This is a genomic window from Sagittula sp. SSi028 (assembly GCF_048553715.1).
Lineage (GTDB): Bacteria > Pseudomonadota > Alphaproteobacteria > Rhodobacterales > Rhodobacteraceae > Sagittula.
This window is the reverse complement of sequence record NZ_JBLZNC010000001.1, coordinates 96,330-121,360: the sequence shown is the minus strand read 5'-3', so window position 1 is coordinate 121,360 and position 25,031 is coordinate 96,330. Positions and strand designations below refer to the sequence as shown.

Here is a 25,031-nt window from a genome sequence, read left to right as displayed (position 1 = left end):
GACGATTCTGTTACGGCTACATGACAGGCAGCCCCAGCATTTATCCACAGTTTGATACACAACGCGCAGGGCTGGCGCCTGTGGCCGCCCCCGCATAATGTGCGCGCAGCATCTATTGGAAGGACCGCTTCGATGGAATTTGTCATCACGCCCCCGCCGCAGCCCAGTGCCGCCGTCATTGACGACAGCGCACGTTTTCCGATCCGACGGATCTTCTGTGTCGGGCGAAACTATGCAGCCCATGCGCGTGAGATGGGCAAAGATCCTGACCGCGAACCGCCGTTTTTCTTTACCAAACCGGCAGATTCGATTGCCCCCGATCAGGCCACCCTGCCCTACCCGCCCCAGACCGAGGATCTGCACTACGAAGGTGAGCTTGTCGTGGCCATCGGAAAAGGCGGGGTCGATATCCCCGAGGCGGACGCATTGAACTACATCTGGGGTTATGCGGTCGGCAATGACCTGACCCGCCGCGATCTACAGGCCGAAGCCAAATCGCTGGGCCGCCCGTGGGACTGGGGCAAGGGTTTCGACAATGCCGCCGTCATCGGACCGATCCACCCCGTCAGCCGCACCGGACATCTGGCCCAAGGGGCCATCACATCGCGGGTCAACGGGGTCCTGCGCCAAACCGGCGATCTGACCGATATGATCTGGTCGGTGCCAGAGGTGGTCTCGATCCTGTCGCGCAGCATGGCGCTGGCGCCGGGCGACTTGATCATGACCGGCACGCCCGCAGGCGTTGGCAGCCTGACCATCGGCGATATTTGCGTGGTCGAAATCGCGGGGCTTGGGGCGTTGACCACCACCATCGGGCCGCGCGCCTGAGGTCATGGGCGGGCCTGTCGCAGGCCCGCCGTCACCCGATCAAAAGCCGCATTTGTCGCGGATAAAGGCCAGTGCAACCGACAGGCCGTCGGGCGCGATGCCATGGGCGGTGCCCTTCATGACGTGGGCGAAAACCTCTTTGAAGCCAGCCGCTTGCAGCGCTTCTGCGGCGTCAGGCAAGGATTGCACCGGCACCACGTCATCCTGATCCCCATGCACCAGAAGAACCGGCGGCTTTGTCTGCACTTCGTCCGTCAACAGCTCCGGTTCCAGCAGACGCCCCGAAAACCCGACGATCCCCGCCAGTTCATCCTCGCGCCGCGGACCAACATGCAGGCTCATCATCGTGCCTTGAGAGAAGCCGAACAGACAGACCTGTTCCGGCAACAGATCCTCGTCTACCATCAGCGCGTCTAGGAACGCATTCAGATCATCCACCGCGCGGGTCATGCCCGCCATGGCCTCTTCTTCCGAGGAGCCGTCGATCCACGGAATCGGGAACCATTGGAACCCGAATGGCGCGCCCGCGCAGCTTTCAGGCGCATCGGGGGCCACAAACAGCGTATCCGGCAGATGTTCCCCCAAAGGGTCGGCAAGCCCCAGAAGATCCGCGCCATTGGCCCCGTAGCCATGCAGGAAGACCACGCAGGACCGCGTATCCCCGGAAACAGGCTCTTTGCGTTCGGTTTTCAAAACCCGTGTCATTGCGTCGGTCCTTTCTGCAGCGCCGGTCCAAAGCCGGCTTTGACACAAGCGATACCGCGCTTGGCCTATGACTGCGAGCAGGATTTTACGGCTCAGGCAATGCCTTCGCGTTGTTTTTCCACATGATACCACGCCCACAAAATGCGCGCCGCCACGGATTGCCACGGCGACCAATCCAGCGCCATCTGGCGTAGGGCGCGCTCTTTGGGCCGCTCGGGCAGCTCAAACAGGCTGCGCGCGCCTTCTTGCAACGCCAGATCGCCGGGCGCAAAGACATCCGCCCGCCCCAAACTGAACATGGCGTAGATCTCGGCCGTCCAGACACCGATGCCTTTGACAGCGGTCAGGATGCGCACCACGTCAGCGTCGGGCAAATGCCGCAAAGCGTCAAAGTCGATGCCCGCCTCGGCCAATGCCAGCGCATAAGACGCCTTTTGCCGCGACAGACCAAGCGCACGAAGCTCATCCTCGCCCGCCGTCAACACCGCCCGAGGGGTGGTCACGCCCGCGGTCTCTATCTTGGCCCAGATTGCACGGGCCGAGGCCACGCTGACCTGTTGGCTGACGATCGCGCTGAGCACTTGCGCAAACCCGTCGGGTCTGCGCCGCAATGGCAAGGGGCCTGTCGCGGTCAAAGCACGGGCAAATCGCGGCTCCTGCGCCGCAAGCCACGCGGCGCCTTCGGCCACACAGGCGTCGGTTTCAATGATACGTCCAATGGTCATACAACCGGTTTCGACGGCTCGACCCGCCCCGTCAACCCGAAGCCTGCGCATAGATAGCTGACTTGTGTAAGGTTTCGCGCCAATGATGCCTTGCGCCGTCTCGCCCGCGCTCCTACCAATTGCGCATGACGATCACCGCTCCCGCCCCGCGCGCCCGCCGCAATGTCACCGTTCTGGTTCTGGCTCAGGCTATCCTAGGCGCGCAGATGCCGATGATTTTCACCATCGGCGGTCTGGCGGGGCAAAGCCTTGCGCCCAACCCCTGTTTTGCCACCCTGCCGATCTCGCTGATCGTGTTGGGGTCCATGCTGGCGGCCACGCCGGTCTCTGCCATGATGCAGCGGTATGGGCGGCGTGCAGGGTTCGTTCTGGGCGCGATGAGCGGTGCGCTCGGCGGGGCCATTGGTGCTTACGGCTTGTTCACCGCGTCTTTCGGGATATTCCTGCTCGGCAGTCTGGTGACCGGTGTCTATATGTCGGCGCAGGGGTTTTATCGCTTTGCCGCAGCCGATACCGCGTCGGATGACTTTCGGCCCAAAGCGATTTCCTACGTGATGGCAGGCGGTCTGGCCTCCGCCATCATTGGCCCGCAGTTGGTCAAACTGACCGCTGACAGCTATGTCATCCCTTTCCTCGGAACATACGCGGCCGTCATTGCGATCAACCTTGTGGGCGCGTTGTTGTTCCTGTTCCTCGACATTCCCAAGCCTCCTGTGCCGGAGGAAGATGCCCCCAAAGGGCGCAGCCGTCTGGAACTGCTGCGCACACCGCGCATCGCCGTGGCGGTCATCGTCGGTGCGGTCTCCTACGCGCTGATGAACCTGGTTATGACCTCCACCCCCCTCGCCGTTGTGGGCTGCGGGTACGAGACGTCGGATGCCGCCAATGTGGTCACGGCCCATGTGCTGGCCATGTTCGCGCCCAGCTTTTTCACCGGCCATCTTATTGCGCGGTTTGGTGTGGAACGGATCATGGCCATTGGCCTTGCCATTCTTGCCTGTGCCGGTCTGGTCGGACTGTCCGGCGTGGCGCTCGATCAGTTTTTTGTAGCCCTTGTTCTGCTGGGGATCGGCTGGAACTTCGGTTTTATCGGGGCGACATCGATGCTGGCCGGTGCCCATGCCCCGCATGAGCGCGGACGGATGCAGGGGCTGAACGATCTGATTGTTTTCGGCGCGGTCACCTTCGCGTCCCTCGCCTCTGGCGGGTTGATGAACTGTTCCGGGGGCGCGCCGCAGGCGGGCTGGGCCTCGGTCAATCTGGCCATGATCCCGTTTCTCGCCCTTGCCGGTGCCGCACTCATCTGGCTGTGGTTGCGGCCAAAATCACCCTCGGAGGTCTAGAACCCGCCGCGCAAACTGGCCCGCAGCCGCGCCCAGCGAACCGCAGCCTCCGGCGGCATGACCGTCCCGTCAGCAACATGCGCGGGCCGCGCCCGAACACGGCGCAACATGGCCCCCGCGATCGACGCCGGCATCAAAGCCGCACGCGCCGTGCCGCTGACGCCCGGTGCCCGACGCGCCTGCTGCAGCAGATCCAATCCCCGCTGTGCCAAAGCGCGCAAGGCCTCCGGCCGCCCATCGGGCAAGGGCAACTTGCCCCGCGCCTCCAGCTCTGGCACGGCGCGCAGGTAATTGGCGAGCGCCAAAGCCGTCCCCGCCGCCTGCGCCCGACGGCCATAAGGCTCCCCCAAAGCGCGCGCAGATACGGTCATCAAACCACCGCCGGTGGCCTCCAGATAGGCCCACAACGCCGCCTCATCCCCGAAGGGCGCGCGTTCGATATCCGCCCGTCGCGCCTCGATCAACGCGTCCAGAACCGCACAGGCCTCTTTGTCCAGCAAAGCAGCCAACGGCGTGGCCACCTCGTGTCGGCGCACCGGACCGCCAGTGGCGATCTCATCCAGCACATCACGCCACCATTGCAGGCGCATTTCTGCGATCATAGGCTCAGCCGTGACCCAGGGCGCCCGCGACACCTCTGCGTTGAAGGCGTAGATCGGGAACAGAACGGCTCGCGCCGCAACCGGGGCCGCCATGACCGTGGCAAACCGTTCAGGATCAGACCGTTCGACCTGCACCGCACAATTCCAAAGATCGGAGCCTTCCTCGATCACCTCAGACCGCCTCCGCCCGGACCAGCTTCCAGCGCACCGCATCCAGCAGAGCCTCAAAGGACGCATCGACAATATTGGCCGACACCCCCACCGTGGCCCACCGCCGCCCCGAGGAATCCTCGCTGTCGATGATCACCCGCGTGACAGCCTCGGTGCCGCCTTGGGTGATACGCACCTTGAAATCCACCAGCCGCATGTCGTCGATGATATGCTGATAGCGCCCCAGATCCTTGGCCAGTGCCTTTGACAACGCGTTGACCGGCCCACGATCACTGCCCACATCATCCATGCTTTCGGACACCGACATTTTCTTTTCACCGTCGACCTTTACCACGACGACAGCCTCCGACAGCGACACCATCTGGTCATGCTTGTTCTTGCGCCGCTCGACCGTCACGCGATAGCGTTTGACCTCGAAGAATGCGGGCAACTGCCCCAGTTCCTCTCGCGCCAACAACTCGAAAGACGCCTGCGCCGTGTCATAGGAATACCCCTCGGCCTCCCGCGCTTTGACCCGCTCCAGAATCCGCGCCAGTGCCGGATCGCCCGCCGCTACCTCGAGCCCCGCCTCCGACAGACGGCGGCGCAGGTTCGACTGCCCCGCCTGATTGGACATGGGGATCACCCGCCGGTTGCCCACAAGCGCTGGATCCACATGTTCATAGGTCGAAGGGTCCTTCAGGATCGCGCTCGCATGCAAGCCCGCCTTATGCGCAAAGGCCGACGATCCAACATAGGCCACCTGTTTCGATGGCACCCTGTTCAGAACATCGTCCAACATACGCGACACCCGGGTCAGCCCCTCAAGCGCCTCCACGGTCACAGAGGTCTCGAACCGGTCAGCATAAGGCGCTTTGAGCAACAAGGTGGGAATCAAGGCGGTCAGATTGGCATTGCCACAGCGCTCACCCAATCCGTTCAGCGTCCCCTGTATCTGCCGCACGCCCGCATCGACCGCTGCCAGACTGCCCGCGACGGCCATCTCCGTGTCATTGTGCGTGTGGATGCCCAATCGTGCACCCGGCACCCCGTTTTCGATCACTTCGGTCACGATCCGCCCGATATCATTCGGCAAACACCCGCCATTGGTATCGCACAGCACGATCCACCGCGCGCCGGCCTCCAACGCTGCACGACAACAAGTCAACGCATACTCAGGGTTCGCCTTGTATCCGTCAAAGAAATGCTCCGCATCAAACAAAGCCTCCCGCCCCTGGGCTACAACATGCGCCACCGATGCCCGGATATTCTCGACATTCTCCTCCAGCGAAATCCCCAAGGCCGTCGTCACATGGAAATCATGGGTCTTGCCCACCAGACACACGGATCCGGTTCCGGCGTTCATCACCGCAGCCAGCACATCGTCATTATCTGCAGACCGCCCTGCCCGCTTCGTCATGCCAAAGGCCGTCAGACGCGCGCGGGTGTCACCCACCTCTTCAAAAAACGCCGAGTCTGTCGGGTTCGCCCCGGGCCAGCCTCCTTCGATGTAATCTACACCCAGGGCATCCAGCGCCGCCGCGATCTTCAACTTTTCCGCGGTGGAAAACTGTACACCCTGCGTCTGCTGCCCATCCCGCAACGTCGTGTCATACAGGTAAAGCTTCTCACGCCCCATCACCGGCTCCCCCCTCAGGGCCGCGCACCACGTCCCCTGCTTTTCCTTGGTCCAAATACCTAATTCCCACGCGCCTCAAACGCGCCGCGGTGGGCCGGAACACAACGCCGCCCCACAAACATCCCGACGTCACAGCGCGTCCAGCTTGGAGGCATCGAACTGCGCGCCCGGCACCAGTTCGACACCGGCCTTGGACATGCGCACCTCCACCCCTGCGGCGACCAACGCTTGCTTGAGTGCATCCACCGCCGAGAAATCCTTCGACTGCATCGCGGCATCCCGCGCCGCAGCCAGTTGAGCAGCATAGCGCGACAGGTCCACATCCGGCGTCTTGGCCCAATCAGGAACGGCCTCACCGATCAACCCCATCACGGCCAAGCCTGCCCGCAATCCGGCCGCATCCTTGAGCCCCGCCAAACGGTGCAGTTCGGCAATGGCGCCCGCCGTATTCAGATCATCGGCCAATGCCGCGACAACGCCGTCAGCCTTCCCCGGTGCCACCCCGTCAACCAACGCATACCACTTCCTCAGATGCATCGCGGCCTCAGCCGCCTTCTCCGCCGTCCAGTCCATAGGCCGGCGGTAATGCGTCGACAGCATCACGAAACGGATCACCTCACCGGCAACGCCCTGATCCAGAAGGTCCCGCACGGTAAAGAAATTGCCCAAGGACTTGGACATTTTCTTGCCCTCGACCTGCAGCATTTCGTTGTGCAGCCAGACATTGGCCATCCGGTCGGTCCCGTTCGCACAGCAGCTTTGCGCGATCTCGTTCTCATGGTGCGGGAACAGTAGATCATTGCCGCCGCCGTGAATGTCGAACACCTCACCCAACAAAGCTTTGGACATGGCCGAGCATTCGATATGCCAACCGGGCCGTCCCCGTCCCCAAGGGCTGTCCCACCCTGGCGTGTCCGCATCCGACGGCTTCCACAAAACGAAATCCATCGGATTGCGCTTATAGGGCGCGACCTCAACCCGCGCGCCTGCGATCATATCGTCCAAGGACCGCCCCGACAGCGCGCCGTAGCCGTCTTTCCACGAGTCGACCGCGAACAGGACATGCCCCTCAGCCGCATAAGCATGGCCGCTCTCGACCAGCCCTGCGATCATGGCGATCATCTCGGCGATATATGCGGTGGCGCGCGGCATGTGATCGGGTTCCAGAACCCCGACCGCGCCAATGTCATCAAGATACCATTGCGTGGTCTCGGCGGTGATATCCGCAATCGACCGGCCGCTCTCGGCCGCCCGGGCGTTGATCTTGTCGTCCACGTCGGTGAAGTTGCGCACATAAGTCACGTGATCCGCGCCATAGACGTGGCGCAGAAGTCGCGCCAGCACATCGAACACAATCGCCGGACGCGCGTTGCCCAGATGAGCGCGGTCATAGACCGTCGGGCCACAGACATACATGCGCACGTTATTCGGATCGATCGGGGCAAAGACCTCCTTCGATCGGGTCCGGGAATTGGTCAGCTTGATATCCATGGCACGTCCTCGGGCGGTGGCTCCCGGCGGGCTTAGCAACTTCAACTCTGAGAGGGAATAGAAGACCGGCCCGCCGAATGGTTCAGCGGGTAATGCAGCAAATGATGGTGGCTACGCGGTTCATGCTGCGGTGTTAGCAACCTTTCCCCTGCCTGCCTAGCCCCCAACGCAAAAAGCAGCCCCCTCGGGAGCTGCTTCTGTCGTGGCGAATGGGTCGGTGGGCGGGCGAATTGGCGCAGCCAAGAGAGCCGCCCCGACCCATTCATCCCTCAGTTGTCGCGTGCACGCTCCAGCGCGCGATAGGCCGCGACATTGCGGTTATGCTCGTCCAGCGTTTCCGCAAACAGGTGCCCGTCCGACGGATCCAGCGTCCGCGCGACAAAATAGATGTAGTCGGTGTTGTCGGGATCCAACGCCGCCTCGATCGACGCGCGACCGGGGTTGGCAATCGGGGTCGGCGGCAGACCGGCGATGACATAGGTATTCCAGGGCGTTTCCCGCCGCAGCTCGGATTGGCGCAGACCTCGTCCCAGCACGCCCTTGCCTTCGGTCACACCATAAATCACCGTCGGGTCGGTCTGCAGCCGCATCCCGCGTTCCAGACGGTTGGTGAACACCGACGCAACCACCCCACGCTCCTCGGCGTTTCCGGTTTCCTTTTCGATGATCGAGGCAAGGATCAGCGCCTCTTCGGGGGTTTCCAACGGCAGGCCATCCGCGCGGTTCGCCCAGGCTTCGGCCAGGATACGCTCCTGCGACGTCTCCATCCGCTCAAGCACGCTGGCGCGGCTGTCACCGGGCGATACCTCGTAGCTGTCCGGCGCAAGCTTGCCCTCTTCGGGCACCTCCACCTCGCCTTCGAGAATATCGATCGCTTTGAGTTCCTCGACCACCTGCCAACTGGTCACACCCTCGGCCAGGGCCACGCGGTAGCGGGTGTCACCTGCCTCGCGCACTTCGGTGTATTCCGCCGGCGCCTCTTCCGAGGCCGGGTCAAACTGCGCCATCGTTTCATAGCGCCCGGTCGCCGGATCGATCTGACGGACCTGAACCGTCGCACGGGTCACACCGATGCGGTAAACCACTTCGGTGCCACAGGTCGATGCGCCGCCGCGGGTGATCACATCGGTGATCTCCGCCATCGACGCCCCCTCGGGGATCAGGTAGCTGCCCGCCTTCAGTTGCGATGTCTTGTCTGCGTAATCGGCACCGACGCGGAACATGAACCCGCTGGACACCGCGCCCTGCTCTGACAGATTGTCCGACACGCGACGCATGTTGGACCCGCGCGGGACCTCCAGACAGATCGGTGCGGCAAGCGGCCCTTCGGCACTGTATTCACCGCGCGCCCACATCAGGATGCCACCAAAAAGAAACAACGCGACAACCATCAAGGTCAACGCGTTAGAGGCGATACTGCGCCACATGATAAATGCCCTTTTGTCTGTGCGCCCCGACCCGCAAAGGTCGGGGGCCTGCCCCATTCGGGTCTCAGTCTACCTTGCCGAAAATGACACTGGCATTTGTCCCGCCAAAACCAAAGCTGTTGGACAAGGCATAGGCGATGTCCCGCTCTCGTTTGGCATTCGGAGCCAGATCAATGGCCGTCTCCACGGCCGGGTTGTCGAGGTTGATCGTCGGCGGCGCGACCTGATCGCGGATCGCAAGGATCGAAAAGATCGCCTCGATCGCGCCAGCAGCGCCCAGCAGGTGGCCCGTCGCCGATTTGGTCGAGGACATGGTGACCTTTGCGGCCGCCTCGCCCAGCAAACGCTCAACTGCGCCAAGCTCGATCGTGTCGGCCATTGTCGATGTGCCGTGGGCGTTGATGTAGTCCAGCGACGACGGGTCGATCCCCGCGTCCTTCAGCGCCGCTTTCATGGACCGCTCGCCGCCTTCGCCATCCTCGGACGGGGCCGTGATGTGATAGGCATCGCCGGACAGACCGTAACCGCAGACCTCGGCATAGATCTTGGCGCCGCGCGCCTTGGCGTGTTCGTATTCCTCAAGGATCACAACGCCTGCGCCCTCGCCCATGACAAAACCGTCGCGGTCGGCGTCATAGGGACGGCTGGCCGCCTTGGGGTCGTCCTTGCGCTTGGTCGACAGCGCTTTGCAGGCGTTAAAGCCCGCGATGCCGATTTCGCAGATCGCGGCCTCGGCCCCACCGGCAACCATAACATCCGCATCGCCGTATTTGATCAAACGGGTCGCATCACCGATGGCATGTGCGCCGGTCGAGCAGGCGGTGACGACGGAATGGTTCGGCCCTTTGAACCCGTGCCGGATCGACACGTTGCCGGAAATCAGGTTGATCAGCGCGCCCGGGATAAAGAACGGGGACACGCGACGCGGCCCCTTTTCCTTGATCATCACAGCGGTGTCGGCAATCGACGCCAGACCACCGATGCCCGACCCGATCAGCACGCCGGTGCGCAGAAGGTCCTCTTCGTCGGTGGGTGCCCAGCCTGAATCCTTGACCGCCTGCTCTGCGGCGGCAATCCCGAACTGGATGAACGTATCGACCTTGCGGGCCTCTTTCTTGTCCATCCAATCGTCGATGTTAAAGGTGCCATCGGAGCCATCCCCAAAGGGCACCTCGCAGGCGTAATCCGTGGCCAGATGGCTGGCATCCCAGCGCGAGATCGTGCCCGCGCCCGACTGGCCATCCAACAGACGGCTCCAGGTTTCTTCCACACCACAGGCCAGCGGCGTGACCAATCCCAGTCCGGTGACGACAACGCGACGTGCCATGACGCTGCTCTCCTTTATAAAACTATGGCCTTGCTCATACAGTGCATTTGTCTGCGGGAGCAAGGGGATGCCGTTCACCGCGCCAGTGGATCGGCAGCATTACGACACCCTCGAAAACATTGGGCTAGGCCCACTTATCCCCTAAATCGGCGCGCGCCCGGTCGATCCAGTGATCGCGCAGCCAGCCGCAGGGCTTGGAATACCGGATGACAGAGCCGGTCCAGCCGTCGATGGCATCGGTCATCTTCGGACGCCCGTGAAAGCACACGACCCGCGCGTCGTCAGGCAGACGCGGCGCGCGCAAATAGTTGGTCGGGAACGGGTTACAGTCATACTTGAACGACACCACCCAATCCTCTGGAATATATGTGAAAACGCCGCGATCCATCGCCTTGTGCGAGGTATAGCGCTGCTCCGACCCACGGGCCTGTTCCACCTCTGCATAGGGGTTCTGCGCGAGCTCATCGTACAGAAACCCGTGCTCCGCCGGATCAAACCGGAACACAGACCCATGCCCTGTGGGACGGCCCTTGCGTTTTTCGGTCCAGTCATGGCGCATCGCGACAGTGCCCGGTGCAAGATCATGGATGTCATCCAGATTACCCGTGATCACCACGTCCAGATCAAACCCCAAAACAGGGCCTTCAAGATCGGGGATCAACCCTTTGCGAAACAGCGATGTTTTGCGCATGGCACCTTGCCGGTTCGCCACCGCCAAGGCCGCATTCATCGGCTCGGCATAGGGTTCGTTCGGCAGATCGATCACTTCGATGTCGGGGTGCAGCCCCTCGCCGTGCTCGGTCATGCAAATGAACCGGACAGGGCGGCTGATGTTGCGCCGTACACCTGAATACAGGCGGTTGACATATTCGGGGCCAAAGAGCGTGCCCCACTTGATGCACATGATATTGACGGTCTGGGTCATAGCGGCTGTGTATCGCCCCGCGCCCGCCACCGCCAGAGCGAAAGAAACAGGGGGCGGCACACCGCCCCCCGTTGTCGTCAGTTCAACGGCATGCGCTGCTCGACAATTTCCGCCCACCACGAACAGCCCGCCGGAATGGCCTCGTCGTTGAAGTTGTATTCCGGGTGATGCACCGGGGCGGTGTCGCCGTTGCCCACCAGAATATAGGCGCCGGGACGTTCTTCGAGCATAAAGGCGAAATCCTCGCCGCCCATGACCAGCGGTGCCTCGTCACACTTGCCCGCCACGGAGCGTGCCACATCGGCCGCGAATTCGGTCTGATCGGCGTGGTTTGCCATGACCGGGTAGTTGCGTTTGTAGCGCACGTCGACCTCTGCCCCCATGGCCGAGGCCACGCCGTTACAGATTTCCGCGATCCGCTTTTCCGCCAAGTCACGGTTTTCGTTGGACATCGTGCGGACGGTCCCCATCAGCTCGACCGAGGACGGGATCACGTTGTAGGACTTAGATGACGTCTGGAACGAGCAGATCGAGACGACGATCTGGCTGACCGGATCGGCGTTGCGGCTGGCAATTGTCTGCAACGCCGTAACAATCTGCGCGGCGCATACGGTCGGATCCACTGTCTCATGCGGTTTCGCCGCATGGCCACCTTTGCCCGTCACGGTGATCTCCAGATGGTCCGCCGCTGCAAAAAACGCGCCCGGACGGATTGCAAAGGCCCCCACGGGCATGCCCGGCCAGTTGTGCATGCCATAGACTTCCTGAATGCCGAAACGGTCCATCAAACCGTCGTCACACATCTCCTTGCCGCCGCCGCCGCCCTCTTCGGCAGGTTGGAAAATGACCACGACCGTACCATCAAAGTTGCGGGTCTCGGAAAGGTACTGCGCGGCCCCCAACAGCATCGCCGTGTGGCCGTCATGGCCGCAGGCATGCATGGCCCCGTCGGTCTTGGACGCGTAGTCCAGCCCCGTGGTCTCGTGGATTGGCAGCGCATCCATGTCCGCGCGCAAACCGATGACCTTATCGCTCGACCCGCGGCCTTTGATCACGCCGACCACCCCGGTCCGGCCCAGCCCCGTCACCACATTATCACAGCCAAAGGCGCGCAATTTCTCCGCAACCAAAGCGCTGGTGCGATGCGTTTCAAAAAGGATTTCAGGATGTTGGTGGATGTCGCGGCGCCATTCTGTGATCTCGGCCTGAAGTTCGGCGAAACGATTTTTGACGGGCATATCTGTCTCCTATGAGCGTGTCTTGCGCGGCCCTTCGGCCATTGGCGCGGAGCCTAGCGAGATACATGCCAAGCGCAAGCATCTGCCGCAGTATGTTTGATCAAAAGAGCTTATATGTCGATTCTTTGCGCACCCGTCAGGACAGATCCGCGACAAGATCGCGCATGAATTGCTCCCCCGCCTGAAGCTGCGACAGGCTGAGGTATTCATCGGGCTGATGCGCCACACCGATAGAGCCCGGACCGCAGACCGCGACCTTGTAGCCGGCGGTCTGGAAATGGCTGGCCTCGGTCGCGTAGCTGACGAAATTGTCGGAGTTGTCTCCGGTCAGACGACGGGCCAGACCTTCAGCCGTATTATCCTGTACGGGTGCAAAGGGCGGCAGGGTGAACCGTTCGGTGACCTCGATCCACGCCTCCTCGCGGACGGCTTTCATCTGCGCCTCTAACGCCTTGACTTCACGCATTAAATCATCGCGATACTGGTCGAGCGTTTCGCCCGGAACCACGCGAAAGCCCAAGCCGAACGAACAGTCCTTGGCGGTGATGTTATGCGCGGTGCCGCCGGAAATCGGGCCTACGTGTACATTCGTGTACGGCGGGTCGAAGGACGCAGCCATACCTGCAGGAACGCGGCGGGCCGCCGCATCATTCATCTGGTTGGCCCATTCAATCAGCTTGGCCCCCCACATGATCGCGGAGACGCCGGTGTGCAGGATAGAGGAATGCACCTCGAACCCGTGAAAATGCACCCAGAAGGACAAGCCCCCCTTATGGCCGGTGACGACTTTCATCATCGTAGGCTCGCCCACGATCACGTCAGAAGCGCGCGTGAGCTCTGCCATCGCGTCGATCAGGTCGATCACGCCAGTGCAGCCGATCTCTTCGTCATAGCTCAGCGCAAGCTGCAGCGGACGCGAGACGCCTGCATATTGCGCCTCGACCAAGGCCCAGATCGCCAGCGCGTCGAACCCTTTCATGTCACAAGCGCCGCGCCCGTACAGACGACCGTCGCGTTCAACCATCTCAAAAGGATCGCTCGACCACGCCTGTCCTTCGACGGGCACCACATCCGTGTGACCCGACAACACAACCCCGCCGGGCGTTTGCGGCCCTACATGGGCAAACAGCGCTTTCCATCCCGGCGCACCGGGTTTGTCGATCACCTGCGGCGTGATGCCATGGCCGGACAAATAATCCGCCACCCAATCGATCAGGGCACGGTTGGGCTGATTACTGACCGTGGGAAATCCCACCAGACGTTCCAGAATGGCGCGCGGGCTAAGACGGTCTGGCATGTTTTAGTATCCGCTGTCGGTCGTCAGAACGAAATGGCCCGGGTTGACCTCTTGATAGGCAGAGGGTTCCGGCGCGTGACCAACAGGGTGGATGGGCGAGGGAATAGGCTTGAAGTTCAGATCCTTGGCGGATTTGCGTCGCTGCGGATCCGCGATGGGAACGGCCTTCATCAAGGCCTGCGTATAAGGGTGGCGCGGGTCCTCGAACACCGCGCGGCGCGGACCGATCTCGACGATCCGGCCCAGATACATCACGCCGACCGTGTGGCTGACACGTTCGACCACCGCCATGTCGTGGCTGATAAAGACATAGCCCAGCCCCAGCTCGGCCTGCAGTTCCATCATCAGGTTCACCACTTGCGCCTGCACCGACACATCAAGCGCTGACACGGCCTCGTCCGCTACGATCAGCTTGGGGTTCAGTGCCAAGGCCCGTGCAATCGCGATCCGCTGCCGCTGACCACCGGACAATTCATGCGGGTAGCGCTGCATAAAACTGCGCGGCAGCTCCACACGGTCAAACAGCATCGCCACGCGGTCATCGCGTTCCGAACGGCTGCCGACGCCGTAATTGACCAGCGGCTCGGCCACTTGGTCGGCCAGCTGCAGCTGCGGGTTCAACGAGGCAAAGGGATCCTGAAAGATCATCTGCATTTCGCGGCGCGCGTCCCGCAGTCCGGACTGCGACAGGGACATCACATCTGTGCCGTCGAGATTGATCTTGCCCGACAGCGGCTCCACCAGTCGCAAAAGAGAACGGCCTGCAGTGGATTTCCCGCAGCCCGATTCGCCCACAAGGCTGAGCGTCTGTCCCTTCTTCACCTCGAAGGAGACATCCTCGACCGCGTGGACATTGGCCACGGTCCGCCGCATCAGCCCACCTTTGACCGGGAAACGGGTGGTGAGGTTTTCCACCTTCAGCAGAACCTCATCGCTGCCGCGAATCGGATCGGTGTTCTGATCCGCCTGTCCCACCAGCTTCATCGGGGCGGGCAAATCGGTGCCGTTCATCTCTCCCAGACGCGGGACAGCGGCCAAAAGCGCCTTGGTATAAGGGTGCTTGGGGCTTTCAAAAATCTCCTGAACAGTGCCCTCTTCAACCTTGTTGCCGCGGAACATGACCACCACGCGATCCGCCATCTGCGCCACGACGGCCATGTCATGGGTGATGAACATCACGGCGGTGCCGGTTTCACGTTTCAGCCGGTCGATCAGCGCCAGAATTTCGGCCTGAATGGTCACATCCAGCGCGGTTGTCGGCTCGTCGGCGATCAAGAGGCGCGGCTTGCAGGCCAAGGCCATGGCGATCACGACCCGCTGGCGCATGCCGCCTGACAGCTCGTGCGGATATTGGTCCAGACGGCGCTCCGGTTCCGGGATGCGCACCTGTTTGAGCAGGCTCAACGCCTCGGCCCGTGCTTCGGATTTGGACATGCCGCGATGCACGCGCAGCCCTTCGGTCAACTGGCGGCCCACGGTGAAGACGGGGTTCAACGCGGTCATCGGCTCTTGGAAGATCATGCCGATTTCATTGCCGCGGATATTGCGCATCCGGCCCTGATCCTGCGTCGCGAGGTCGATTTCGCCATGATCGCGGCTGTCGAAGACCAGTCGCCCGCCCGCGATCGTGCCGCCGCCGTATTCGATCAACCGCATCAAGGACAGCGAGGACACCGATTTGCCCGAACCCGATTCGCCCACGACACAGACCGTCTCGCCCGGACCGATGTCAAAGGAAACGTCCTCGACCCCCGCGACGGTGCCCGCCTTGGTCTGGAATTCCACCCGAAGGTTTTCAATCCGCGCGATGGCTGTATCGGTGTCGTCCAGCATATGATGCTCCCCTTGCAGGCCTAAAAACTAGGCGCGACTTTGCGCAGGTGTAAAGCCGGAACTGTTCCGGGGATGCAACCGGATCCCTGCCGCGCCCCCATACAAAAAAGGCCAAAACCCCTTGGAAGGCGGCGCAAAACCCGCATTCGCATGCCAATCACCTGACCACGTGGTCAAAAAAGCGCCCGCCTTTGCATCGCGAATGCTTGCATTTTAGGCGTTGGCAGTTTTCGATAGCGGGTACTCGGGGGATTGCAGCTGTCTATTTGTTTGCCGCTTGTCACAGACACGCGCCGATTGCAGCGTCCCCTCAGTTAACAAGCGGGCCGGACAAACATGGCCCCGACCAACATGGAGAGACGAATGACTCTGAAATCCCTAATGCTGGGCGCCGTCGCGTCGATGGCACTCGCGCCGGCAGCCTTTGCCGAGCGTGGCTCTGACGGCGAAGTCAAAATCATCTACTGGCAAGCGCCTTCGATCCTGAACCCGTTCCTGTCCGGCGGCACCAAGGACGTCGAATCGGCCTCGCTGATCATCGAACCGCTCGCGCGCTTCAACGAAAAGGGCGAGCTGGTTCCGTGGCTGGTCGAAGAGATCCCCACTGTTGAGAACGGCGGCATTTCCGAAGATCTCAAATCGATCACATGGAAAATCACCCCCGGTCTGAAATGGTCCGACGGCAGCGACTTCACCTCGGCTGACGTGAAATTCACCTATGAATACTGCACCCACCCCGAAGGCGGCTGCGCGCAGGTCACCAAATTCGAGCCGGTCGCATCCGTCGAAACGCCCGACGACCTGACCGTGGTGGTTAGTTTCAAAGAAGCGACCCCCTACCCCTACACCGCCTTCGTCGGCGGCGAGAGCCCGATCCTGCAGAAAGCCCAGTTCGAAGCCTGCCTTGGCGCTGCGGCCTCCACCTGCACCGAGCAGAACTTCAACCCGATCGGCACCGGTCCGTTTGTGGTCGACGACTTCAAGCCCAACGATGTGATCTCGCTGTCGGCCAACCCCGAATATCGTGACCCGGCCAAGCCCGCCTTTGCCAAGGTCACCTTTAAAGGTGGCGGCGATGCCGAAGGCGCAGGCCGCGCGGTCATGCAGACCGGCGAATTCGACTACGCATGGAACCTGCAGCTGGCCCCCGATGTGGTTGCCGAAATGGAAGCAGGCGGCATGGGCGTCCCCGTGGCAGGCTTTGGCCCGCTGCTTGAGCGTATCATGCTCAACAACACCAACCCCGACCCGTCGCTGAGCGCCGAAGAGCGTTCCGTGATCCGTCCGCACCCCTTCCTGGGTGAGCCGGCCGTCTACAAAGCGATGTCCATGGCCATCGACCGCCCGCTGCTGGTCGAAGTCGGCTACGGTCAGGCCGGTAAAGTGTCCTGTTCCTGGGTGCCCGCACCCGAGGCATTCGCCTACCAGAACGAGGACTGCGGCACGCAGGACATCGAAGGCGCCAAGGCGCTGCTGGATGAAGCAGGCATCGTCGACACCGATGGCGACGGCATCCGCGAAAAAGACGGTGTGCCGCTGAGCATCCTGTACCAGACCTCGACCAACGCCGTCCGTCAGGATTTCCAGGCGCTGATCAAGGAATGGTGGTCGGAAATCGGCATCGAAACCGAACTGCGAAACGTGGACGGTTCCGTGTTCTTCGGCGGCGACGCAGGCAGCCCCGACACCTTCCAGAAGTTCTACGCCGACGTGGAAATGTACGCCAACACCTTCAACGGCACCGACCCGCAGGCCTATCTGGGCAACGGTCTGTGCGACAAGGCACCGCGCCCCGAAACCCAGTGGCAGGGCGAGAACATCTCGCGCTTCTGTGACGAGGAATTCGACGCGCTGCACCTCGAGCTGTCGCAGACCGCCGACATCGAAAAGCGTCAGGAAATCGGCCGTCAGCTGAGCCAGATCGCTTATGAGCGTGGCGCGATGATCCCGCTGGTGCACCGTGGCCGCCTGTCCGCACATTCCAACACGCTGGGCGGTGTCGTCCTGAACGTGTGGGATTCGGAACTGTGGAACGCCGCTGACTGGTACCGCATGGAGGAGTGATCCCTCCTAAGGTGGTGCCTGCGGGTGCCACCTGAAAATCAAACGCGAGGCGGGGTTGACCCTGCCTCGCGACACGACAAAAACCCGACCGCACCAGAATATCTCAAACGACAGGAACGGGGCAGACACGCGACATGCTTACCTACGCCACGCGCCGGTTGATCCTAGCGATCCCGACGCTGCTCTTCATCAGCTTCGTCATTTTCATGTTGCTGCAACTCGCCCCCGGCGACCCCATGGCACAGGTCCCGCTGACCGTGCCCGACGAGGTCAAACAAAAGATGCGCGAGGCGCTGGGTCTTGGGGCCCCGCCGCTGGTGCAATACTGGAAATGGCTGGTCCAGATCTTCTGGATCGAACCGCAGGTCCTGATCGACCATCTGTTTGGCACGCATTTCGCGTGGCACTGGGACACCCCGACAGAGGCGCTGAGCGACAGCCTGCGCGCCACCCTGTCCGAGGCAGGTCGCCTGCGCGAGGTCGACGGCGTCACCCAGGTTCTGGTTCAGGACCAGCGCGTGATCTCTTGGCAGACCCGCTCGCCTGTGATGGACATCATCCTACAGCGTATCCCGCAGACCCTGTGGGTCGTAGGCGTGGCCTATATCGTGGCGATCCTGATCGCCCTGCCGATTGGCGTCTATTCCGCCTACAAACAGTATTCGGTCTTTGATCAGGCCGGTACGTTCGTGACGATGATCGGCTTTTCGATCCCGCCGTTCTTTACCGGCCCGCTGCTGATCGTGATCTTCTCGGTGCAGCTGGGGTGGTTCCCGTCGATCTATGACACCACCCATCAGGTGACGGATTGGGCCTCGTTCAAGTTCCAGCTTCAGCAGATGATCATGCCGGTGATGGTGCTGGCGCTGCAAATCACCGCACAGCTGTCACGTTATATGCGCGCCTCGATGCTGGACAATCTGGGGCAGGATTACGTGCGCACCGCCCGTGCCAAAGGCCTGTCCGAGGCCATCGTGGTCAACGTGCACGTGCTGCGCAATTCGATGATCCCCGTGGTCACCGTGATCGCACTGGGCATCCCGGCGATTTTCGGCGGCGCCATCATCACCGAAAGCGTGTTCAAGGTGAACGGCATCGGGCAGCTTCTGCTCACGGCCCTGTTTGCCAACGACCTTCCGATGGTCATGACCCTGACCTTTATTTTTGCCGTGCTTATCGTGCTGTTCAACCTGATCGCCGATGTGCTTTACGGCCTTCTCGACCCGCGGATCCGCTATGACTGACAGCCCACAAAACGACGTGATCCTCGCCGAAACGGCGGATGTAGAGGCCCCCACAGCCATCGAGGCATTGCAGGACAAAGGCCCCACCGCCCCGCCGACCACGCGCGGGCGCGACATCTGGGAACAGTTCCGCAAGCACAAAGGCGCGATGTTCGGCCTTGGGTTTCTGATCTTCATCACGCTGGCCGTGCTGGTCGGCCCGTATATCTACACCGTCGATCCGCAAAAGCTCGACATCCGCAACAAGGACTTCCGCCCGATCTACACCGCGCTGTGGGACAGTTCGGCCAAGACCGGCTGGCACAAACCGCTCGGCTCGGACCAGTTGGGGCGTGACAACCTCGCGCAGATGCTGGCGGGGGGACGCGCGTCGATGGCCGTGGGCTGGGCCGCGATGTTGCTGTCCGTGCTGATCGGGACGGCAGTGGGGGTTCTCGCCGGGTTCTTCAAACGGCTCGACGGGGTGCTGATGCGCCTGACCGATCTGTTCCTTGCCCTGCCGATCCTGCCGCTGTTGCTGTTGGCGGTGACACTGTTCCGCCAACCCTTGCGCGCCAGTTTCGGACCCGAAGGCGGCATGTTCATCCTGATCGTGACCATCGTTGCGATCACCTCTTGGATGCCGACCGCGCGCATCGTGCGTGGTGACGTGCTGGCCATCAAGGAACGCGAGTTCGTGCTTGCGGCGCGCTCCATCGGCTCCACCCCGGGCAAGCTGATCCGTCGGCATATCCTGCCCAACGTTCTGTCGCCCATCATGGTCTCTGCCGCGCTGGGTCTGGCCACGGCGATCATCACCGAAAGCGCGCTGAGCTTTCTGGGTGTGGGTTTCCCGTCGGACTTCCCCACTTGGGGCAAGATGCTGGCCGACGCGGTGCAGCGCATGGAACGTTTCCCCGAGCGCGTCATGCTGCCGGGCATCGCGATCTCGATGACGGTTCTGTCGGTGAACTACCTTGGTGACGGCTTGCGCGATGCGCTTGACCCGCGCATTCGCGGGCGCTGATCCCATAACCAAACCAATATCAGCGGGCCGCATCCAGTGCGGCCCGTTTTTCTTTGCCCTCAATGTTCCTGTTCCGAATGCCGGCGGATGCGACGGATCATCAGCCAAACCAACAGAACAACGGGCCCCGTGGCCAAAGCCATCAACATCCCCTTGGACAGACCGGTGGCGCCCGCCAGCGGATACAGCGCGTAGCCCACCAGACTGACCGCATAGTAGCTGATCGCTACCACAGACAGCCCCTCGACCGTGTGTTGCAATCGCAACTGCAGCTCCGCCCGGTGATCCATGCTGCGCAAAAGTTTCTGGTTATGCGCGGAGCGCCCCACCTCGACCCGGGTGCGCAGCAGATCGGCGGCGCGCGCCGCACGGGCGGTCATGCTATCCAGCCGCGCTTTGGCGGATTTGACCGTGCGCATGGCCGGATCGTAGCGCCGCATCATGAACTCGCCAAAGGTTTGCCGCCCCTCGAACCGTTCCTCGCGCAGTACCTCGATCCGCTGCATGACGATGGCCTCATAAGCCCCCGTCGCGCCGAGCCGGAAAGACACCTGCGCCGAGATGTTTTCAAGCTCTGCACTGGTGGTCAAAAGCTGCTTCAGGGTGCGTTCTTCCTGATCGGAGCCGTCGTCATTGGCCATGGCCTGCATCAGATCGCTCAGCTTTGCGTCAATGTCAGACAGTTGCGGCCCAAGCGCTCGCATCCGGCTGAACCCCAACATGGACATGGCCTTGTAGGTCTCGATCTCGCACAGGCGCTGCACGATGCGTCCGACCCTGCGGCTGCCCACATCCGGCTTGGCAAATACTGCAAAGCGTTGATGCCCATTGCTGTCGATACGGAAATCACCCGCGATGACCGCATCTTGGTCCAGAACCTCGGAGACGGCGATGCTTTCAGGCACCATCCAGTCGTCCAGCCGCGTGCGGATCGCATCGTTCTGGTGGCGCGCCTCGACCCGTATCATGGCCGACGTCACCCGCACGCCGGGCGCCTGCGCCAGCCAGTCCTGCGGAAAGACCTCGAAATCGGTGGGATCATAAGGGCGGTCCCCCAAGCCCGGCAGGAACATCGTGTAGGTCACAAATTCCGTATGCTGCTCCCATTTCAGAACCAGCTTGCCCAGATCGGCGCTGAAATGGGTGGCGTCGGGCTGTGGATGCTGCGCGCCATGCCGGTCTAGCAGCGCCTTAAGGTGATCCAGATCTGCCTGTTTGTCCCGCGTCGCCGCATTTTTGGATGGTTTGATGGCCAGAAACACCGCCCGACATGGCGGTCGCAAAGACGGAAACGGCCGCGCGTGCAACTCATTGGCCAAGGCATAGCGAAGCGGATGGTCTTGAAGCGCGGGCATGGCAGGGTCTTTCGCTGACGTAAGGTTACCCCCATTCCTGCCCGCGATAATACACCCTGTAAATCATTATTTCCCGTAAACTCAATAGCTTAACGGAATACATTGGTATACCGACTACCGCGTGTAGCGGCTTGTCATGGTATAATCCTTACGCGGGCCGTGCACTTGCCAGACCACCGTCCACGCTGGCCAGTCCGCGAAATCATAGCGCACATCGTATTGGTCGGGATCACACCAATGCCCCGTCGCGCCCCCGCCTGCCGGAACGCGGTGAAAGAAACGCCCGTCGTCAAAGTAGACATCCAGTCCCGGCGTCCAGTGATAGCGCCGCTCGGCTGTGAACCGCCCGCCCCCCATCTCCAACTGGCCGGTCTCGGCATAATCCGCCCCACCGTCGGGGCGCTGCGTCCAAGTGCCGTGGCCCGTGAACAGCGCGCGGGTCCCATCGGCCTGCGCGATCTCGCGCGAAATCTGCCAAAAGCCCAGAAAATCGGTCAAATTGCGTTCCATTCCTGCCCCATATCATTGCGTCAAATGCCGCGCCAGCGGCCTTACCCTTGAGGAAAGGCGCCCATGCGCTTACACGGCAGCAAACCCGAACGCGCGCAGGAGACCTTGCAATGATTCCCCGTTATTCCCGTCCCGACATGGTTGCCATCTGGTCACCCGAGACCAAGTTCCGCATCTGGTACGAGATCGAAGCCCACGCCTGCGACGCGCAGGCCAAACTGGGGGTCATTCCGCAAGAGAACGCCGACGCCGTCTGGAAAGCCAAGGATGTGGAATTCGACATCGACCGCATCGACGAGATCGAGCGCGAAACCAAACATGACGTGATCGCCTTCCTGACCCATCTGGCCGAACACGTCGGCAGTGACGAGGCGCGCTTTGTCCATCAGGGCATGACATCCTCGGACGTGCTGGACACCTGTTTCAACGTGCAGCTCGTGCGTGCCGCCGACATCCTGATCGCAGACATCGAAGGACTGTTGGCCGCGCTGAAGCGCCGCGCCTACGAACACAAGGACACGATCCGCATTGGCCGCTCCCACGGCATTCACGCGGAACCCACAACGATGGGCCTGACCTTTGCCCGCTTCTACGCTGAAATGGATCGCAACCTGTCGCGGATGCGCGACGCACGCGCTGAAATCGCCACCGGCGCGATCTCTGGCGCGGTGGGCACCTTTGCCAATATCGACCCGGCGGTCGAGGAACACGTCTGTGACCAGCTTGGCCTTGTGCCCGAACCGATCAGCACACAAGTTATTCCGCGCGACCGTCATGCGGCATTCTTTGCCACGCTGGGTGTGATCGCCTCCTCTATCGAGAACATCGCCGTTGAGATCCGTCACATGCAGCGGACCGAAGTCCTTGAAGCGGCGGAATTTTTCTCGATGGGTCAAAAAGGGTCTTCGGCGATGCCGCACAAGAAGAACCCCGTTCTGACCGAAAACCTGACCGGTCTTGCACGCCTTGTGCGGATGGCTGTGATCCCCGCGATGGAAAACGTGGCGCTGTGGCACGAGCGCGATATTTCGCATTCCTCGGTCGAACGTAACATCGGCCCCGACACCACGATCACCTTGGATTTCGCATTGGCGCGCCTGACCTCGGTTATCGACAAACTGTTGGTCTATCCGCAGAACATGCTGGACAACATGAACAAATTCCCCGGGCTGGTCATGTCGCAGCGCGTTCTTCTGGCCCTGACCCAAGCGGGTGTTTCGCGCGAGGATGCCTACCGTCTGGTGCAGCGCAACGCGATGAAGGTCTGGGATCACCGCACGGATTTCCGCGAAGAGCTGTTGGCCGATGACGAAGTGCGCGCCGCGCTCTCCGAGGATGAGATCAACGAGAAGTTCGACCTTGGCTATCATACCAAACACGTCGATACGATCTTTGCCCGTGTGTTCCACGAAGGCTAAGTCTTAAGCGTCAGCCGCCCGCCATCTATGTGGGCGGCTGCCCTCTGCGGTCTGTCAATGCCGACGATCCACCGTCTCGGACAGCGTCATCAACATATCCTCCAAAGCGTCCAGATCGTTCATCGCAGCGCGCGGTATGCTGCGCCGTGCGGTGGCGCGTGCGCGTCTAAGTGTGCGCAGCATACGCGATACATTGCTCGCCAACCCCGCCTGAACCGTATCCCCGAAATCGCTGATCGCGCGCCCGACGTCAGTATCGGGATCAAAATTGCGCTCCGCCAGAAACACATCCACCAAGGCCCATAGGCTTTGCGGCGTCAGGTCGTGTTTCGCAATCACCGGCACATGGGCGGTATCCAGTGTACTGGGGTCCGCGCTTGTGACGACACAGATCAGCGTGTCCGACCAAGTGCCATGAGACTGCAATTCACGCGCAAAAGACGCCCCCTCCCCATCGGGAAGAAAGTGATCCAGCACGATCATGTCCGGGCGTGACTGTTCCAGAAAACGACGCGCTGATCCCAAGGTCGAGACCTCGAACAGATCCAGATCCGGGCGATCGCGCCCGATGCAGCGACGCATCAGATTGCGATCAAAGGTGTCATCTTCGACGACAAGGTAACTGTTTGGCCCGCGCCAGTCGTTTGTCTGCATCTCACCCCCTCTTGCTGAACCACTTCACCACTTTCAGGTTGCCTCGTGAAGAATGAAGACTGTCCTAACGCGCCAAGGGTAATAGATTGAATTCTACGTAAATTATCACGGCCCCGCCCCCGCTGCGCTTAACACGCCAGCAACCTTGTATCGCTAGTTACAGTGGCATCAGACTTCGGAGATATTTCATGTCATCCTTGGCTTTAGCCGCCCTTCCAGATCCGATGGGGCACGGATCGCCTGGCCTGTCACGCAAGGCGAAGGCCGCGATTATCGTTCAGTTCTTGCTGAACGAAGGGTCCGATGTGCCGCTATCATCGCTGCCTGACGACCTGCAGGAAGAGCTGACATTTCTGTTGGGGAATATGCGCTACATTGATCGTGAAACGCTCAATCAGGTGGTGAACGAATTTGCCGACGAGCTGGAGGCTGTTGGCCTCTCCTTTCCCGGAGATATGGCCGGCGCATTAACCGCATTGGACGGGCGGATCAATCCACGCACGGCCTCGCGCCTGCGCAAGGAATCAGGCGTGCGCCAAACCGGCGACCCATGGGACAGGATCAACGCCCTGCCGCCCGAACGGCTTGAAGAACTGGTGATGTCGGAGAGCACCGAAGTCGCCGCCGTCATGATGTCAAAAATTGACGTGGGCAAGGCCGCTCAGGTGCTCGCAAAACTGCCCGGCGACAAGGCGCGGCGCATCTCCTACGCGGTGTCCATGACGACCGGCGTGACACCCGACGCAGTGGATCGAATCGGCCTCGCCCTTGCGGCGCAGATTGATGCGGAGCCAGAAAAAGCCTTTGCCAAACGCCCCGACGAACGGCTTGGCGCAATTCTGAACTATTCCAACGCTGCCGTGAGGGACGAATTGCTCCAGCAGCTTGAAGAGGAGGATGAAGAATTTGCCAATGCCGTACGCAAGGCGATCTTTACCTTTGCCAACATTCCCGAACGGCTGAACGCAATTGACGTTCCCAAGATCACGCGCGACGTGCCGCCAGACGTTCTTGCGACGGCCATTGCCGGTGCCACATCCGAAGAAGACAGTAAATCCGCCGAGTTTCTACTGGCGAACATGTCGAAACGCATGGCCGAAAGCATTCGTGAGGAAGCAGACGGCAAAGGCACAGTCAAACCGAAGGTCGGGGAGAAGGCGATGGGCGCGGTGGTTTCCGCGATCCGTGATCTTGTCTCCGTCGGGGAAATCGAACTGCTGGATCCCGACGCCGACGAATAAATGTTCGCG

The 25,031-nt window shown here is 61.6% G+C and carries 21 protein-coding genes; 7 read left to right on the top strand and 14 right to left on the bottom strand.

What is annotated here, in order from left to right; genetic code table 11:
• Positions 1-132 precede the first annotated feature (132 nt).
• Complete coding sequence (locus tag ACN5AZ_RS00550; RefSeq protein WP_419426896.1) at positions 133-828, top strand: fumarylacetoacetate hydrolase family protein; 696 nt, start codon at positions 133-135, stop codon at positions 826-828.
• Between the two features lie 39 nt (positions 829-867).
• On the opposite strand, the gene ACN5AZ_RS00545 is transcribed toward ACN5AZ_RS00550, so the two are convergent.
• Positions 868-1,533, bottom strand: coding sequence for an alpha/beta hydrolase (locus ACN5AZ_RS00545; protein ID WP_419426895.1), 666 nt, complete (start codon positions 1,531-1,533; stop codon positions 868-870).
• Between the two features lie 92 nt (positions 1,534-1,625).
• Positions 1,626-2,258: a DNA-3-methyladenine glycosylase family protein gene (locus ACN5AZ_RS00540; protein ID WP_419426894.1), complete on the bottom strand. Its 633-nt coding sequence runs from the start codon at positions 2,256-2,258 to the stop codon at positions 1,626-1,628.
• 125 nt (positions 2,259-2,383) lie between these two features.
• On the opposite strand from ACN5AZ_RS00540, the gene ACN5AZ_RS00535 reads away from it, so the two are divergent.
• On the top strand, positions 2,384-3,601 hold the full coding sequence (locus ACN5AZ_RS00535) for an MFS transporter (RefSeq protein ID WP_419426893.1): 1,218 nt from the start codon (positions 2,384-2,386) through the stop codon (positions 3,599-3,601).
• On the opposite strand, the gene ACN5AZ_RS00530 is transcribed toward ACN5AZ_RS00535, so the two are convergent.
• From ACN5AZ_RS00530 to ACN5AZ_RS00490, 9 genes are all read right to left on the bottom strand, one after another.
• Positions 3,598-4,374, bottom strand: a complete 777-nt coding sequence (locus tag ACN5AZ_RS00530; RefSeq protein WP_419426892.1) for a squalene/phytoene synthase family protein — start codon at positions 4,372-4,374, stop codon at positions 3,598-3,600. The two genes, ACN5AZ_RS00535 and ACN5AZ_RS00530, sit on opposite strands and share 4 nt — an antisense overlap.
• Before the next feature lies 1 nt (position 4,375).
• Positions 4,376-5,992, bottom strand: a complete 1,617-nt coding sequence (gene cimA / locus ACN5AZ_RS00525; RefSeq protein ID WP_419426891.1) for a citramalate synthase — start codon at positions 5,990-5,992, stop codon at positions 4,376-4,378.
• Positions 5,993-6,121: 129 nt separating this feature from the next.
• Entirely contained in the window at positions 6,122-7,483 is a 1,362-nt protein-coding gene (cysS, locus tag ACN5AZ_RS00520; protein ID WP_419426890.1) for a cysteine--tRNA ligase, read from the bottom strand.
• A 269-nt stretch (positions 7,484-7,752) separates the two neighbouring features.
• Entirely contained in the window at positions 7,753-8,910 is a 1,158-nt protein-coding gene (gene mltG / locus ACN5AZ_RS00515) for an endolytic transglycosylase MltG (protein WP_419426889.1), read from the bottom strand.
• 64 nt (positions 8,911-8,974) lie between these two features.
• Positions 8,975-10,237 (bottom strand): beta-ketoacyl-ACP synthase II, encoded by a 1,263-nt coding sequence (gene fabF, locus ACN5AZ_RS00510; RefSeq protein ID WP_419426888.1) that lies wholly within the window; start codon positions 10,235-10,237, stop codon positions 8,975-8,977.
• Positions 10,238-10,361: 124 nt separating this feature from the next.
• Entirely contained in the window at positions 10,362-11,162 is an 801-nt protein-coding gene (locus ACN5AZ_RS00505; protein WP_419426887.1) for a glycosyl transferase, read from the bottom strand.
• Between the two features lie 77 nt (positions 11,163-11,239).
• A complete protein-coding gene (locus tag ACN5AZ_RS00500; RefSeq protein WP_419426886.1) occupies positions 11,240-12,400 on the bottom strand; it encodes a M20 aminoacylase family protein in 1,161 nt (386 codons plus the stop codon).
• Between the two features lie 136 nt (positions 12,401-12,536).
• Entirely contained in the window at positions 12,537-13,697 is a 1,161-nt protein-coding gene (gene argE / locus ACN5AZ_RS00495; protein WP_419426885.1) for an acetylornithine deacetylase, read from the bottom strand.
• Between the two features lie 3 nt (positions 13,698-13,700).
• On the bottom strand, positions 13,701-15,530 hold the full coding sequence (locus ACN5AZ_RS00490; RefSeq protein WP_419426884.1) for an ABC transporter ATP-binding protein: 1,830 nt from the start codon (positions 15,528-15,530) through the stop codon (positions 13,701-13,703).
• 363 nt (positions 15,531-15,893) lie between these two features.
• Here ACN5AZ_RS00490 and ACN5AZ_RS00485 point away from each other — a divergent pair, with 363 nt between their 5' ends.
• From ACN5AZ_RS00485 to ACN5AZ_RS00475, 3 genes are all read left to right on the top strand, one after another.
• The gene (locus tag ACN5AZ_RS00485; protein WP_419426883.1) at positions 15,894-17,594 is read left to right on the top strand and encodes a peptide ABC transporter substrate-binding protein; all 1,701 of its coding nucleotides are present in this window, start codon (positions 15,894-15,896) and stop codon (positions 17,592-17,594) included.
• 134 nt (positions 17,595-17,728) lie between these two features.
• Complete coding sequence (locus ACN5AZ_RS00480) at positions 17,729-18,838, top strand: ABC transporter permease (protein ID WP_419426882.1); 1,110 nt, start codon at positions 17,729-17,731, stop codon at positions 18,836-18,838.
• Positions 18,831-19,844, top strand: a complete 1,014-nt coding sequence (locus tag ACN5AZ_RS00475) for an ABC transporter permease (protein WP_419426881.1) — start codon at positions 18,831-18,833, stop codon at positions 19,842-19,844. Before ACN5AZ_RS00480 ends, ACN5AZ_RS00475 begins: the two co-directional genes overlap by 8 nt.
• A gap of 59 nt (positions 19,845-19,903) precedes the next feature.
• Here the strand turns inward: ACN5AZ_RS00475 and ACN5AZ_RS00470 are convergent, their stop codons facing one another.
• Both ACN5AZ_RS00470 and ACN5AZ_RS00465 read right to left on the bottom strand, forming a co-directional pair.
• The gene (locus ACN5AZ_RS00470) at positions 19,904-21,199 is read right to left on the bottom strand and encodes a DUF3422 family protein (protein ID WP_419426880.1); all 1,296 of its coding nucleotides are present in this window, start codon (positions 21,197-21,199) and stop codon (positions 19,904-19,906) included.
• 114 nt (positions 21,200-21,313) lie between these two features.
• The gene (locus ACN5AZ_RS00465; protein WP_419426879.1) at positions 21,314-21,709 is read right to left on the bottom strand and encodes a DUF6314 family protein; all 396 of its coding nucleotides are present in this window, start codon (positions 21,707-21,709) and stop codon (positions 21,314-21,316) included.
• A gap of 110 nt (positions 21,710-21,819) precedes the next feature.
• Here ACN5AZ_RS00465 and purB point away from each other — a divergent pair, with 110 nt between their 5' ends.
• Positions 21,820-23,127 (top strand): adenylosuccinate lyase, encoded by a 1,308-nt coding sequence (purB, locus tag ACN5AZ_RS00460; protein WP_419426878.1) that lies wholly within the window; start codon positions 21,820-21,822, stop codon positions 23,125-23,127.
• Positions 23,128-23,181: 54 nt separating this feature from the next.
• On the opposite strand, the gene ACN5AZ_RS00455 is transcribed toward purB, so the two are convergent.
• Positions 23,182-23,781: a response regulator gene (locus tag ACN5AZ_RS00455; RefSeq protein WP_419426877.1), complete on the bottom strand. Its 600-nt coding sequence runs from the start codon at positions 23,779-23,781 to the stop codon at positions 23,182-23,184.
• 188 nt (positions 23,782-23,969) lie between these two features.
• On the opposite strand from ACN5AZ_RS00455, the gene ACN5AZ_RS00450 reads away from it, so the two are divergent.
• A complete protein-coding gene (locus ACN5AZ_RS00450) occupies positions 23,970-25,022 on the top strand; it encodes a flagellar motor switch protein FliG (protein ID WP_419426876.1) in 1,053 nt (350 codons plus the stop codon).
• Positions 25,023-25,031 lie beyond the last annotated feature (9 nt).